The organism is Streptomonospora litoralis (assembly GCF_004323735.1).
In the GTDB taxonomy this organism is placed as follows: Bacteria; Actinomycetota; Actinomycetes; order Streptosporangiales; family Streptosporangiaceae; genus Streptomonospora; species Streptomonospora litoralis.
Genome location: NZ_CP036455.1, coordinates 1493122 through 1506234 on the forward strand (window position 1 = coordinate 1493122; position 13113 = coordinate 1506234).

At 72.6% G+C, this 13113-nt stretch carries 12 protein-coding genes; 8 read left to right on the top strand and 4 right to left on the bottom strand.

The window, feature by feature from the left end; translation table 11 throughout:
- Position 1: 1 nt before the first annotated feature.
- The 7 genes from EKD16_RS06305 (at position 2) to EKD16_RS06335 (ending at position 7129) form a co-directional block, all read left to right on the top strand.
- Positions 2-1369 carry an SAM-dependent methyltransferase gene (locus EKD16_RS06305; protein WP_131097521.1) on the top strand — a complete coding sequence of 456 codons (1368 nt, stop codon included), beginning with the start codon at positions 2-4 and terminating at the stop codon, positions 1367-1369.
- Positions 1370-1501: 132 nt separating this feature from the next.
- Positions 1502-2233 (top strand): DUF1295 domain-containing protein, encoded by a 732-nt coding sequence (locus tag EKD16_RS06310; RefSeq protein ID WP_242677392.1) that lies wholly within the window; start codon positions 1502-1504, stop codon positions 2231-2233.
- Between the two features lie 599 nt (positions 2234-2832).
- Positions 2833-4287 (top strand): sensor histidine kinase, encoded by a 1455-nt coding sequence (locus EKD16_RS06315; protein WP_131097523.1) that lies wholly within the window; start codon positions 2833-2835, stop codon positions 4285-4287.
- Positions 4288-4448: 161 nt separating this feature from the next.
- Positions 4449-4868, top strand: coding sequence for a roadblock/LC7 domain-containing protein (locus EKD16_RS06320; protein ID WP_131097524.1), 420 nt, complete (start codon positions 4449-4451; stop codon positions 4866-4868).
- Positions 4865-5227, top strand: a complete 363-nt coding sequence (locus tag EKD16_RS06325) for a DUF742 domain-containing protein (RefSeq protein WP_131097525.1) — start codon at positions 4865-4867, stop codon at positions 5225-5227. The genes EKD16_RS06320 and EKD16_RS06325 overlap by 4 nt, the downstream gene beginning before the upstream one ends.
- Positions 5208-5831, top strand: a complete 624-nt coding sequence (locus EKD16_RS06330; protein WP_131097526.1) for a GTP-binding protein — start codon at positions 5208-5210, stop codon at positions 5829-5831. The genes EKD16_RS06325 and EKD16_RS06330 overlap by 20 nt, the downstream gene beginning before the upstream one ends.
- A gap of 62 nt (positions 5832-5893) precedes the next feature.
- On the top strand, positions 5894-7129 hold the full coding sequence (locus EKD16_RS06335; protein WP_131102120.1) for a cytochrome P450: 1236 nt from the start codon (positions 5894-5896) through the stop codon (positions 7127-7129).
- Between the two features lie 124 nt (positions 7130-7253).
- On the opposite strand, the gene EKD16_RS06340 is transcribed toward EKD16_RS06335, so the two are convergent.
- The gene (locus EKD16_RS06340; protein ID WP_131097527.1) at positions 7254-8498 is read right to left on the bottom strand and encodes a cytochrome P450; all 1245 of its coding nucleotides are present in this window, start codon (positions 8496-8498) and stop codon (positions 7254-7256) included.
- Positions 8499-9068: 570 nt separating this feature from the next.
- Here EKD16_RS06340 and EKD16_RS06345 point away from each other — a divergent pair.
- Positions 9069-10001, top strand: a complete 933-nt coding sequence (locus EKD16_RS06345) for an oxygenase MpaB family protein (protein ID WP_131097528.1) — start codon at positions 9069-9071, stop codon at positions 9999-10001.
- Positions 10002-11001: 1000 nt separating this feature from the next.
- On the opposite strand, the gene EKD16_RS06350 is transcribed toward EKD16_RS06345, so the two are convergent.
- From EKD16_RS06350 to EKD16_RS06360, 3 genes are read right to left on the bottom strand one after another with little or no spacing between them, the layout of a single operon-like run.
- Positions 11002-11811 carry an oxygenase MpaB family protein gene (locus tag EKD16_RS06350; protein WP_242677259.1) on the bottom strand — a complete coding sequence of 270 codons (810 nt, stop codon included), beginning with the start codon at positions 11809-11811 and terminating at the stop codon, positions 11002-11004.
- Between the two features lie 29 nt (positions 11812-11840).
- Entirely contained in the window at positions 11841-12368 is a 528-nt protein-coding gene (locus EKD16_RS06355; RefSeq protein WP_165498508.1) for a MarR family winged helix-turn-helix transcriptional regulator, read from the bottom strand.
- Positions 12365-12982 (bottom strand): DJ-1/PfpI family protein, encoded by a 618-nt coding sequence (locus EKD16_RS06360; protein WP_131102125.1) that lies wholly within the window; start codon positions 12980-12982, stop codon positions 12365-12367. Before EKD16_RS06360 ends, EKD16_RS06355 begins: the two co-directional genes overlap by 4 nt.
- Between the last annotated feature and the right edge of the window lie 131 nt (positions 12983-13113).

Below are 13113 nucleotides of genomic sequence, written 5' to 3' on the forward strand. Positions count from 1 at the left end.
CATGACCACTGTGCCCACCGACCCCGCGACCGCCGAGGCCCCGGAGTCCCCGCAGTCGGCGGCCCGTCCCGGCACCGGCGCGCAACACGCCGCGACCGGCCCGCGCGGCGCCGCGCATATGCTCGTGCCCGCGCTCGACGGGCTGTTCGCCGGCGGGCTCCCGGTGCGGGTGCGTGCCTGGGACGGCAGCGAGGCCGGCCCCCGCGACGCGGTCACCGTCGTGCTGAACCGCCCGGAGGGGCTGCGCCGGATTCTCGCCCGCCCCGGCGAGCTGGGACTGGCCCGCGCCTACGTCAGCGGCGACGTCGACGTGGCGGGCGACCTCGCCGACGGCCTGCGCCGCGTCTACGGCGGCCGGCGCGACCGCGGCGCCTTCCGCCCGACGCCCGCCGCCCTCGCCCGCGCCGCCCGGGTCGCCCTCGCGCTGCAAGCGGTCGGGCCGCCGCCCCCGCCGCCGGCGTCCGAGGCGCGGTTGCGCGGGCGGCGCCACACGCTGCGCCGCGACGCCGCCGCGGTCTCCCACCACTACGACGCCGGCAACGACCTCTACCGGCTGCTGCTGGATCCCTCGATGGCCTACTCGTGCGCCTACTGGGAGGGTCCCGACGCCACCCTCGCCGAGGCCCAGGACGCCAAACTGGAGCTGATCTGCACCAAGCTCGCGCTGCGGCCGGGATCGCGGCTGCTGGACGTGGGCTGCGGATGGGGTTCGCTGGCGCTGTACGCCGCCGAGCGCCACGGCGCCCGCGTCACCGCCGTCACGCTCTCCGCGCAGCAGGCCGAGTTCGTGCGCCGCCGGGTCGCCGAGCGCGGCCTGGGCGATCTGGTGACCGTTCACCTGGGGGACTACCGGGAGATCGGCGAGGGCGCATTCGACGCGGTGGCCGCCGTCGAGATGGGCGAGCACGTGGGCCGGCGCGAGTACCGGGCCTTCGCCGCCCGGCTGCGCTCGCTGCTGGCGCCGCAGGCGCGCCTGCTCGTGCAGCAGATGTCGAGGCGCGGGCGGTACCGCGGCGGCGGCCCGTTCATCGAGTCCTACATCGCGCCCGACATGCACATGCGCCCGGTGGGGGAGACGGTCGCGTGCCTGGAGGGCGCCGGTCTGGAGGTGCGCGACGTGCACGCCCTGCGCGAGCACTACGTGCACACCGCGCGCGCCTGGTCGGCGGAGCTGGAGCGGCGCTGGGCGGAGGCGGTCGAGCTGGCCGGCGAGGGGACCGCGCGGGTATGGCGGCTCTACCTCGCCGGAGGGGCGCTCTCCTTCGAGGAGGGGCGCATGGGTGTCGACCAGATCCTCGCTGTGCGCCCCGACGCCTCCGGCGGCAGCGGGATGCCGGCGTCCCGCCGCGAGCGCGTGCTGGGGGGCTGAATGGCGGTGCTGCTACTCGCCGGGCAGGCGGGGCCGTCGGCCGTCGTTGCGGACGGCGGCGGCCGCGCCGCCGACGCCCTGGCCGCGTTCGGCGTGAACCTCGCCGTCGCCGCGGCGGCGCTGGCCGTGCTGATGGGCGCCTTCTTCCTCGTCGGGCGGCGGCTGGGCCGCCACAGCGTGGTCGACGTCGCCTGGGGCACCGGGTTCGCGCTGGTCGCGGTGGTCACGGTGGTGCTGTCCGCGGGCTACGGCGACCCCGTGCGCACGGTGGTGGCGTCCGGGCTGGCCACTGTGTGGGGCGTCCGGCTGGCCGTGCACATCGGCTCCCGCCAGCGCGGGGCGGAGGAGGACCCGCGCTACGCCGAACTGCTGGCGCGGGCGCCGGGCTCGCGCGACGCCTACGCGCTGCGCACCGTCTACCTGCTGCAGGGCGCGCTGATCTGGGCGATCTCGCTGCCCGTGCAGGCCGCCGGCTACCTCCCCGGTCCCGCCGCCTGGCCGCTGGCCGCGGGTGTGGCGGTGTGGCTGCTGGGCTTTCTCTTCGAAGCGGTCGGCGACGCCCAGCTCGCCCGGTTCAAGGCCGACCCCGCCAACCGCGGCCGGATCATGGACCGCGGCCTGTGGGCGTGGACGCGCCACCCCAACTACTTCGGCGACGCCTGCGTGTGGTGGGGCCTGTTCCTGATGGTCGCCGACTCCTGGTGGGGCCTGCTCACCCTCCCGGCGCCGGTGGCGATGACACTGCTGCTGACCGTGGGATCGGGCATGCGACTGCTGGAGCGGCGCATGCGGGAGCGCCCCGGTTGGGCCGACTACGCGCGCCGCACCAGCGGGTTCTTCCCGCTTCCGCCGCGGCGCCGCTGACCGGAGCGCCCCTCGGCGCGTGTGCGTAGCGGGACGTCCGCACCGCCGGGGGCTCACCGGCGGCAGCACCCGACATGACGGATGTCACATACCGGACGAGCCGACTTCCGCCTCGTGTGCGCGCACGCGCCGCCGGCGCCGTCCCGGCCGCGCCCCGCGCCGCCGCAGCGGCTCGGGGTGCCCGTCGGTGCCGGAAGCGGCGTTCGATGATCTTGCTGCTCAGAGCGCACGGCCCGCACCGACGGCCCCGAGCGGCCGACGGGATTCCGGGCGCGCTTTCGGACGGCCCGGCATTGTGGTTCGCGCCGATTGTGCCCGCCAATGAGGTGGAAGGTCCCACCTCCGGTGATCCGAAATTGACCGATGGAATGTCGCTTAGGTGAAGATTGTCGGATTTGAATCGCAGGAATCAGTGACGAATGCCGATTTGGCGATCGATTGCCCCTGCGTGTCTGCAGTGGGCTACGGTAAGTTCCGGATCACCCCCACTGGCCGTCGCACAGGCTGCCCCGGGCCTGATCGTCCTGCCGTGCAACGGATCAGGGGTTCGATGCGGGCCGGGTTCCGCCCGCCTCCAACCGCCGACGAGGACCTGATCGATGTCAGCACGTGTATCCGAAAGAAACCAGTCGCAGCGTTCGCCCAACTCCCCGGCGCTGCAAGCCGTACTCGCATTCTTCGCCGCGGCCATCGTCGTCGCCGCGGCCTGGTACTGGATCATCTCCGCCGCGCCCCCCGACGCCCGGACGCTGATGATCGTGGCAGGCTCGGTGATGGGCGTGCTGCTGGCCGGAGCCATCGCCGTATCCACCTACCACGCCGCCGCGGCCGCCGGCAGCCGCGAGCGCGCGGCTCGCGCCGAGGAGCGCGTCGCCCAAGCCGAGCACCGCACCGCCGGCCTGGAGCAGGAGCTGCGCCAGTTCGCCCACGACGGCATCCCCGACCTCCGCCGCCGCATCCGCCGGGGCGCCACCACCGACGCCGCCATCAGCGAGACCGCCCAGCCCACCCAGGAGGCGCTGCGCTCGCTGCTGGTCCAGCTCGGCCAGACCCTGGGCCAGGCGGAGCGGCGCGGTGCCGCGGCCATGGCCGCCTGCGCGGGCGCCGCCGCCCGCGTCCAGGCGCAGGTGACCAGCCTGCTGGCGCACCTGCGCGAGCTGGAGGACCGCTACGGCGACCAGGACGGCATCTTCGGCGACCTGCTCGAACTGGACCACCAGGTCTCCCAGATGGGCCGGATGGCCGACAGCTTCGCGCTGCTCGGCGGCGGCCGGTCGGGTCGCCGCTGGACCAAGCCCATCGTCATGGAGTCCATCCTGCGCGGTGCCATGGGCCGCATCTACGCCTTCCGCCGCGTCCGCACCCACTCCACCAGCACCGCGGCGGTCGTCGGCTACGCCGCCGAAGGCGTCATGCAGGCACTGGCCGAGCTGATGGACAACGCCGCCAACTTCTCCGCGCACAACACCGAGGTGCACGTCTACGTCGAGGAGGAGGACACCGGCGTCATGATCACCGTGGAGGATAGCGGCCTGGGCATGCGCCCGCGCGAGCGGCGCCGCGCCGATCAGTTGGTGTCCGAGCCACACGATCTGACCAACCTGCCCGGCAGCCGCATGGGCCTCGCGGTCGTCGGCCGCGTCGCCGCCAAGTACGGGCTCACCGTCAGCTTCCGGCCCTCCTCGCGCGGGGGCATCGGGGCGGTCGTGCTCGTACCCCAGCACCTGATCACCCGCCCGCGCCAGGAGCTCGACATGCCCGCTCCGCCGCCCCCGCCGCCGATGGAGTCCGCGCCCGCGGCCGTCGGCGCCTCCGCGCCGCCCTCTGCCGCCATCGGGGGCGGTGGCGCCGCGGCCGACACCGGCGGCGACTTCAACCTCCCCAAGCGCCGCCGCGGACAGACCCTGGCCAACGCGCAGCACCAGCAGCAGGCCCCGCCGCCCGAGCCGAAGCGCGACCGCGGCAGCGCGGGCGCCGGCTCCCGCTTCGCCGCCTTCCGCCAGTCCGGCACCTCCCGCGAGCGCGACACCGCTCCGGAGGACTTCTCCAGGTGACGCACCGACCCCCCGCCCGGCTCCGGTCGGTGCCGCATGATGCGCCACCGATCGACACGGAGCGTGGCGGCCGGGTACCGGAGCGCCTACCCGACCAGTACGGGGCGTTTCCGTCCGTATGCCCCGACCAGGACCACTGAACGAGGAGTGGCACAGATCCCATGAGCACAGCAGACCGCGGCCTGGATTGGCTGCTCGAGAACCTGCTCGCGAAGACCCCCGGAGCGCGCCACGCGCTCGTGCTGTCCAGAGACGGCTTGAAGATGGTCTTCACCTCCCAGCTGGACGGTGACCGCGCCGACCAGCTCGCCGCCATCGCCGCCGGGATCCAGAGCCTGTCGCTGAGCGCCTCCGCCGAGTTCGGCAACACCATCACCTCGGGCCAGGCGATGGTGGAGTTCGCCGGCGGCGTCCTGCTCATCGTCCCCGCAGGTGCCGGCGCCCACCTCGCCGTCGTCGCCGAGGAGGACACCGACGTCGGCATCGTCGGCCACAACATGAACGAACTCGTCGAGCAGATCGGCTCCTACCTCGTCGCCGACCCGCGAACGCCCCAGTACAGCGGTGATCCCGCCTCATGAATCCCAAGCCCATCGACCGCGAGGACCCGGACCGCCTGTTCACCGTCACCGGCGGGCGCAGCCGAGCCCACGAGAGCGCCTTCGACACCGTGACGCTCATCGTCAGCGAGTGCGAGCCCAAGGAGGGCATGCAGTCCGAGCATGTGCGGATCCTGCGGATCTGCCGGCGGCCCACTGCGGTCGTGGAGATCTCCGCAAGTCTCGGCATGCCCGTGAGCGTGGTCAAGATCCTGCTGTGCGACCTGCTGGACACCGGGCGGATCACGGTCCGCCACCCGTCCTCGGCGTCCGACGCCCGGGCGCATTCCCCAGCCCCCGAGACACTGAAGCAGGTGCTCGATGCACTCCAACGCCTCTGAAGCCCCCGCCGCCCGGGAGAACGCGCCGCTGCCAGCCGACGTGCAGGACGCCCTCAAGATCGTCGTCGTCGGCGGGTTCGGCGTGGGCAAGACGACCATGGTGGCAGCGGTCAGCGAGATCCGGCCGCTGAGCACCGAGGAGGTCATGACCGAGGCGAGCGTGGGCGTCGACGACCCCTCGGACGTGCGCAGCAAGACCACGACCACCGCGGCCTTCGACTTCGGCCGCATCACCATCACCGACGACAAGGTCCTCTACCTGTTCGGCGCACCCGGCCAGGAGCGCTTCTGGTTCCTGTGGGATCAGCTCTTCGCCGGCAGCCTCGGCGCCGTCGTGCTCGTGGACTCCCGCCGGCTGGAAGAATCGTGGTACGCCGTCGACCGGTTGGAGGCGCACGGCACGCCGTTCGTCGTGGCGGTCAACCGATTCGAGCCGGGACCGGGCCTGGACGCGCTGCGCGACGCGCTCGCGCTGTCCCCCGACGTCCCGCTCGTCGACTGCGACGCGCGGAACAGGGACGACTGCAAGTCGGTGCTGATCACCCTGGTCCGCCACCTCAACGACCTGTACGCCCCGTCGCCCGCCAGGGAGGTCACGCAGTGACCGACGTCTCCAGCTCCCCTGATTCCGCGCCGCAAGCGGCGCCGACGCCAGGCGCAACCGCCATGGCCGGCTATCCCGAGCACGATCAGGCGATCCGGTTCTACGGCCCGCAGATCGCCCAGGATCCCGCCACGCTGTACCACGACATGCGCTGGCGGTACGGTCCCGTCGCCCCGATCCTGCTCGACGGCGACATCCCGGCCTGGTTCGTGATGGGCTACCGCGAGGTCCACTACGTCACCAGCAACCCGCAGTGGTTCGCGCGCGACTGCCGCCGGTGGAACATGTGGGACCACGTCCCCGACGACTGGGTGCTGATGCCCTACGTCGGCTGGACCCCCTCGGTCATGTTCGCCGAGTCCAACGAGCACCAGCGGCGCGCCGGCGCCCTGGGGGACGCCCTGGACGCGGTGGACCGCACCGAGCTCGCACTGATCTGCCAGCGCGTCGCCGACGACCTGATCAACGAGTTCAGCGGCGACGGACACGCCGATGTCGTGTCCCAGTACGCCCACCAGATCCCGGCGCGCGTCATCGCCGAACTGTACGGTCTGCCGCGGCCCGACGTACCCGCGATCGTCACCGACATCCTCGACTCGCTGGACGTCAAGGGCAACGCCGCCGAGGCGCACCAGCGCGTGCAGGAGCGCATGCAGCGGCTGATCGCCGACGCCCACGTGCGTCCCGGCCAGGACGTGCCCAGCCGGCTGCTGGAGCACCCGGCCAAGCTCACCGACGACGAGATCGTCATCGACCTGCTGGTCATGATGGCCGCGGCGCAGGCGCCCACCGGCAACTGGATCGCCAACACGCTGCGGCACATGTTCGTCGACGACCGGTTCTCCGTGAGCCTGCAGGGCGGCCGCAGCAGCGCCGTCCAGGCACTCAACGAGGTGCTGTGGCGCGACACCCCGACCCAGAACTTCATCGGCCGCTGGGCGGTGCAGGCGTGCGAGCTGGGCGGTCGGCGGATCCAGCGCGGTGACCTGCTGGTGCTGGGGCTGGCGGCGGCCAACTCCGACCCGCGGGTGCAGCCCGGCGAGCAGCTCGACTCCGGCGCCAACCGCGCGCACATGTCCTTCGGCCACGGCGAGCACGGCTGCCCGTTCCCGGCGCCGGAGCTGGCCGAGGTGATCGCGCGCAACGCCGTGGAGGTGCTGCTGGACCGGCTGCCCGACGTCGAGCTGAGCGTGCGCCCCGAGGAGCTGGAGTGGCGGCCGTCGGTGTGGATGCGGGGGCTGTACTCCCTGCCGGTGGAGTTCACCCCGGCCGTTCCCACCGACGACCGCCCGATGTAGCGCCACCGGCACCTACACCCACACCTACACGGCCCGGCGGACTCGGCGGGCGCGCCGCGCCCGCCGAGTCCGCCGCCGCACGCGGGCGGCGGGGCCGACCGGACGGACCGGTCATCGCCCGCCGTTAGACCGGCTCGGTGACCGGGGTGCGCGGCGTGAACTCCATCGGCACCCGGGAGGGTCCGCGGGTGAACACGCCCTGGTCCTCAGCGACGTAGTCCTCGGCGAGGCGGGCGTCGGGCATCGCGTCGAGCAGCATGTTGGCGGCCACCTCCACCTCGGTCTCGGCGAGCAGGGCGCCGACGCAGAAGTGCCGGCCCAGCGCGAAGGCGAGGTGCCCGGCCGCGGCGGTGAAAGCCGTCGAGGCGTCCAGCTCCTCCCGGAAGACGTCGAAGGTGTCGGGGTTGGCGTACTTCTCGGGGTCGCGGTTGGCCGCGCCGATCAGGCAGGTGACCGTGCTCCCGGCCGGTACCTGCCCGCCGCTGAGGGTGACGTCTTCGGAGGGCTGGCGCATGATCATGTGCACCGGCGGGCTGTAGCGCAGCGTCTCGGCGAACGCCTTGGGGATGAGCGAGCGGTCCGCGCGCACCGCTTCCAGCTGGTCGGGGTGGGTCAGCAGGTTGGCGAACATCGCGGCGATGGCCTTGTCGGTGGTCTCGCCGCCGGCGGCCAGCAGCAGGCTGCAGAACGCCTTGATGTCCTCGTCGCTCATCGACGTGCCGTCGATCTCGGCCTGGCACAGCACGGAGAGCAGGTCGTCGCCGAGGTTCTGCCGGCGCTCGCGGATGACGGGGACCATGTAGTCCGCGAACTCCTGGCGCGTGCGCAGGCCGTCGGCGGCGACGTCGGGGTCCTGGGAGAGGTTGCCCAGGAACGCGATGATGCTGGTGTACCACTTGTGGAACCGGTCGTGGTCGGACTTGTCCAAGCCCAGCATGTCGACGATGACGTTGATCGGGAAGTGCGTGGCGAACTCGGAGACCAGGTCCACCGATCCGGTGTCGCGGAAGCCGTCGATCAGCTCGCGGGCGTTGCGCTCGATCACCGGGCGGAACTTCTCGCGCAGCTCGCTGCCGCGGAAGGCCGGTGCCACGAGGGCCCGCCGCACCGCGTGTTCGCGGCCGCCGAGCTGGAGGATGGTGCGGCCGTGGACGGGTTCCAGCTGCCAGTCGTAGTTGGCGGTGGTGAACACTTCGTCCTTGAACGCCCGCTGGACGTCCTCGTAGCGGGAGACGATGTAGCTCTGCATCGGCTCGTGCCAGATGAGCGGTGCCTCGCTGCGCATGATCCGATACGCGGAATAGGGGTCGGCCTGGAACTCCGCGGAGACGATGTCGGGGATGCCGGGGGTGTCCGGAACTATGGTCATGGCTGCGCCTCACTAATGAGGGGGACGAAGATCGACTCGTCCCAGAGTAGGGAAGTCATTCGCAACGATCCAGGTGCATCGGCATCGAATATGTGGCAATCCCCATCAAGAGGGATATCGACGACGTCCGACATTCCCGAGACCAAACCGGGCAGCCGGTTTTCGGTCATCCGCTTCACGGTGCGCCGTCGACGTTCCGGGCGTCCGCGGGCGATCGGGCGGGACAGGCGCTCCCTGCCGCGGTCGACCGCGGCGCGGTCGCCTTTCGCTGCCGGTCGAAATGCGGAGACCCGCACCGGCGGCCCGGAAAGCGGGGCGGCTGCGGCCAATCCCGGGGCCTGTGGTAGACGGGATAATCCGGGTGTAGTCCTGACCGAATTTCGGTCCGCTAGCTCCGGGGAATCGTCATCGCCGCCGCAGTTCGCCATTCGCTGCGCCGCCGACGGCATTTCCCCGGGCGCGCGCCGAGTCCGCAGCTCGGCGCTCTACAGTCGGTATCCGGACCAGGCGCTTGGGCGCCCGCCGTCCGGCGCCGCTCGTCCCGCCCGCCACAACCGAAGGAGCCCGGCCATGCCTCGACCGCCCCTCGCGCCGCCCGCGTCCCGGCGCGACCGATTCCACTGGCTGCGGCGCATCGCCGAACTCGATCCGGAGACCGACTACCACGAGATCTACCGGATCTCCGCCGGCTACGAGTTCCCGTGGGACTACACCCGGGCCCTGGAGTTGGCGCTCTACCGCACCTACTGCGTGCCCTCCATCTCCGCACTGCTCGACGCCACCGGCGAGTTCGGCCGGCGCGGCCAGCGGCGCTACGACGACACCGCCCTGCTGATGGGCGAGATCTCCGAGCACGGTCCCGACTCCGACCGGGGCAGGCGCAGCCTGCGCTCGGTCAACCGGATGCACAACCGGTACGACATCTCCAACGGCGACATGCTCTACGTGCTCTCCACCTTCGTCTTCGAACCGATCGACTGGATCGCCGCGTACGGCTGGCGCCCGCTGACCGGAGCCGAGCTCCAGGCGGGCCTGCTCCACTACACCGAGGTGGGCCGCCGGATGAACATCCGCGACATCCCCGCCGACCTGGACTCCTTCCGCGCGTTCAAGGAGGACTACGAGCGCGAGCACTTCCGCTACGCCGAGACCAACGCCCGCGTCGGCCAGGCGACGCTGGACGTCTTCCGCGCGTGGTTCCCCGCTCCGCTGCGGCCGCTGGCCGACGCGGGCGTGCGGACGCTGCTCGACGACCGCACCCGCGAGGCGTTCGGCTTCGCACCGGCCCCGCGCTGGATGGAACCGGTGGTGCGCACGGCGCTGCGCGTGCGGGCGGGCGTGGAGACCCAGCTGCCGCCGCGCCGGCGCTCCCGGCTGACCGCGGATCCGCGCAACCGCACCTATCCGGGCTACCCCGACGGCTACGCGGTGGAGAGCCTGGGCGCGCCCGAGCCTGCGGACATCGACCCGAAGTGGCTGCGGTCGCGGGCGCCCTCCGTCTGAACGCGGGGGGCGAGGGCCCGGCCCGGCGCGCGTCCGCTAAGCCGTGTTTAAGAAGCGCTGGATCGGGCCGTCTCCCATGGGCGGCCGGGCCGTGCATCTCGGATCCGCTGCGCGGTCTTGCTGGTCTGCCGGGTGGCGGTTGACTTGGAGGAAAAGCGTCGGCGGTGGCAGCGGAGGGTCCGTGGGCACCGGGTCGGGTGTGCGCGGGTTGCGCGTCTGGCGGGGGCGGCTCGGGTCTGCTGTGCGGCCTTGTTGGTCTGCCGGATGACGGGCGATCTTACGGAAAAGCAGCGCCGAGGGCGGCGGGGGCCGGGCCCGTGCCCAACGGGCCGGTTGCCCGCCGGTTGGGCACGCGGCGGGACGGGTCGCGTCCGCTGTGCGGCCTTGTTGGTCTGCCGGAAGTCGGGCGACCTCACGGAAAGGCGGCAGTGAGGGCGGCGGACGGTCGGGCCTGCGGTTACCGGTTCGGGTGCTCGCCGGTGGCGGTGGCGGTGGCCGGCGAGGCGGCGACGACGGCGGCGGGGCCGGGCCTGGTGTGGTCCCTGTGGTCACCGCCCCGGCCGCGGGTGGTCGAGCCCGAGGGCTGCCGCCCGGTCGGTGCGGGTCTGATGCGGGGCTCCCGGCGGCGGTCATGCGGCCGGATCGGGGCCACGAGCGACGTGTCGTCGCCCCCGACCCCCGATCCGGCGGACCCCCGGGGCGTGCGACCACCCGCGGCCGCGCCCCGCCGCGCGGCCTCCGGCGTGTGCGGGCCCGGTAGGGGACACGGCGATACCCAGCCGGCCCACCGGCGCCGGTAGGTCCCCTATGCCGGTCCATCCGGCGATGATCGTGAACTTATGGCCGCGGAATACGCTTACCTGCGACCATAAGTTCACGATAGACGCGATAGGCGCAGGCCCGACCATCCGCCATCGTCGCCGCCGCTTTTCAGTCAAGTCCGCCCGCCACCCGGCAGACCAACAAGGCCGCACAGCAGACCGGCGTTCTTGAACACGGCTTAGCCTCGCCCGCCGATCGGCCGCCTGTGCCCGCGGGCGGCCCGGTTGCGCCCGCTTCCCGAGGCCCGCTTGCGCATGTCGCGCAGGTAGAAGTCGCGCGGCAGCGTGCGCACCGCCGGCGGCAGGCGCGGGTAGACGGCGCGGACGACCGCGAGGAGCCGGTCGAAGCGGCGCTGCTGGACGGGACCCCACGCCAGCCCGAACCCGTCGCGCACGTGCGGGGGCAGCAGGCCGGCGGCGAGGAAGCGCTGTACCCGCACCAGCGCCCGCACGACCGGGTGGGCGGGGTGGAACAGGTCGCGGGCGATGGCGCGGGCCGTGTCGTCGACCTCGATGGAGGCGACCATGTCCGCCCAGTACCGGTCGAAGTCGGCGCGGGTGGCGGGCCAGTACTCGCGCGGGCAGCCCAGCGACGTGGCGAAGACCGCCGCCCCGGCGTACACCTCGTCCTTGTCCTTTGGGGCCATCGGGCCGCAGACGAGTTCGTAGACGTGCATGTCGCAGGCGTAGAGCGTGGCGGCCACCCACACCTGCAGGTCGGGGTCCCGCGCGTCGTAGCCCGGGCCCACGACCCGCTTGTGGATCGCGCGCACGATCGCGGAGACCCGCTCGGCCTCCTCGGCGGTGCCGAACATCAGCCCGTAGACGAACACCAGCGTCCCGCGCAGCCGGTCGACCGGCCGCTGCGCGAAGTCGCTGTGCTCACGGACGCCGCGGCCCACCCCGGGGTGGGCGATCTGCAACAGGATCGCGTACGCCGCCGCACCCAGGACCACGGCCTCGCGGTAGACCCGGTGCTCCGGAGACACGTGTCGAGTTTGCCGATCCGCCACGGTGATCATGGTAGTCGGCCCGGCGACGCGACGCCGGGAGCTGTGGTCTCCTCGGCCGCGATGTCGTCCAGCGCCCTGTTCAGCCCGTGCAGCGCCTCCACCGCTGACGCCAGCCGGTCGGGGCCCATCTCGGCGCTCAGGCGGAGGGCCAGGGCGCGGTGGGCGGGGTGGATGCGGCGGACGGCGGCGTAGCCCTCGGTGGTGGGGCGCAGCAGTTTGGCGCGCCGGTGGGCGGGGTTGGGTAGGTACTCGGCCAGGCCGTGCTCGACCAGCAGGTGGGCGACGCGCTGCACGCCTTGGCGGGTCATCCCCATCGCCCGGGCGATATCGGCCACCGGCAGCGGCTCGTGCAGAACCGCACCCAGCACCTGCCACCAGGCCGCTGTCAGTCCCGCCGGGCGCGCCAACTCCTCGGCCGCGGCCAGGAACCGCCCGTTGAGCCGGAAGGACGCCAGCGCTGCAGCCGAGAGCAGCGCCTGTGCGTCGTCCTCGCTTGCTGCTGTGGCTCCGTCGTCGGGATGCGGGACGCTCACGACGACATCAGCACCTCGTAGGCGTCGGGGTCGCTGAAGGCGTGCAGGCGGTACCAGGCGTCCAGCGCCTCGGGGCCGTACAGCTCCAGTTCGGCGAAGATCTCGCGGGCGAAGGCGAGGGGATCGGTGGGCCCGGCGGTGATGAGGCCGCCGGCGTTCACCGCGGGTTCGTCGCGGTAGTGGGCGGAGCCCGCGTAGCCGGTGGCGGCGAGGTACTCGGCGACGGCCGATGTGTGCGGGCGGTCGTCGAGCAGTCCCTCGCGCGCCAGGCCGGCTGTGGCCCCGCAGATGGCCGCCACCGGCACCCCGGCGGCGAGGAACGCGCCGGCGGCGCGGGCGTAGGGCGCGAGCGCCGCCGGGTCGGTGTCCCACAGCGCGGCGCCCGGAAGGATCAGCATGGCGCTGGTACCGGGGTCGAGGTCGGCGAGTGCGAAGTCGGGCAGTATCCGCACTCCGCCCATGGTCGTGACGGGCTCGCCGGTCGGGCCGACCGTGGCGACGCTGAAGTCGCGGCTCTCCCGGGAGCCGCCGCTGCGGATTCGGGCGACCGCGTGGCCGTACTCCCAGTCGGCGAGGGTGTCGTAAACCGCCAGATGGACTGTTGCCGTACTAATGACAACATATTGTCGAAAAGACAGTATGTTGTCAAAGTCTGACAGTTCTCCTTCAGGGGCGATCGCCGCGCTGTGGCCGGTCCCAGGCGGTCCTCGGTGGCGGACCCGATCGAAGGTCGCTGTGCTGCCCG

Bases quoted from the DNA above. Each gene is read 5' to 3' on its own strand.
- EKD16_RS06305 (WP_131097521.1), top strand. From the start codon at position 2: ATGACCACTGTGCCCACCGACCCCGCGACCGCCGAGGCCCCGGAGTCC.
- EKD16_RS06315 (WP_131097523.1), top strand. From the start codon at position 2,833: ATGTCAGCACGTGTATCCGAAAGAAACCAGTCGCAGCGTTCGCCCAAC.
- EKD16_RS06345 (WP_131097528.1), top strand. From the start codon at position 9,069: ATGCCTCGACCGCCCCTCGCGCCGCCCGCGTCCCGGCGCGACCGATTC.
- EKD16_RS06340 (WP_131097527.1), bottom strand. From the start codon at position 8,498: ATGACCATAGTTCCGGACACCCCCGGCATCCCCGACATCGTCTCCGCG.
- EKD16_RS06325 (WP_131097525.1), top strand. From the start codon at position 4,865: ATGAATCCCAAGCCCATCGACCGCGAGGACCCGGACCGCCTGTTCACC.
- EKD16_RS06320 (WP_131097524.1), top strand. From the start codon at position 4,449: ATGAGCACAGCAGACCGCGGCCTGGATTGGCTGCTCGAGAACCTGCTC.
- EKD16_RS06335 (WP_131102120.1), top strand. From the start codon at position 5,894: ATGGCCGGCTATCCCGAGCACGATCAGGCGATCCGGTTCTACGGCCCG.
- EKD16_RS06310 (WP_242677392.1), top strand. From the start codon at position 1,502: ATGGGCGCCTTCTTCCTCGTCGGGCGGCGGCTGGGCCGCCACAGCGTG.
- EKD16_RS06330 (WP_131097526.1), top strand. From the start codon at position 5,208: ATGCACTCCAACGCCTCTGAAGCCCCCGCCGCCCGGGAGAACGCGCCG.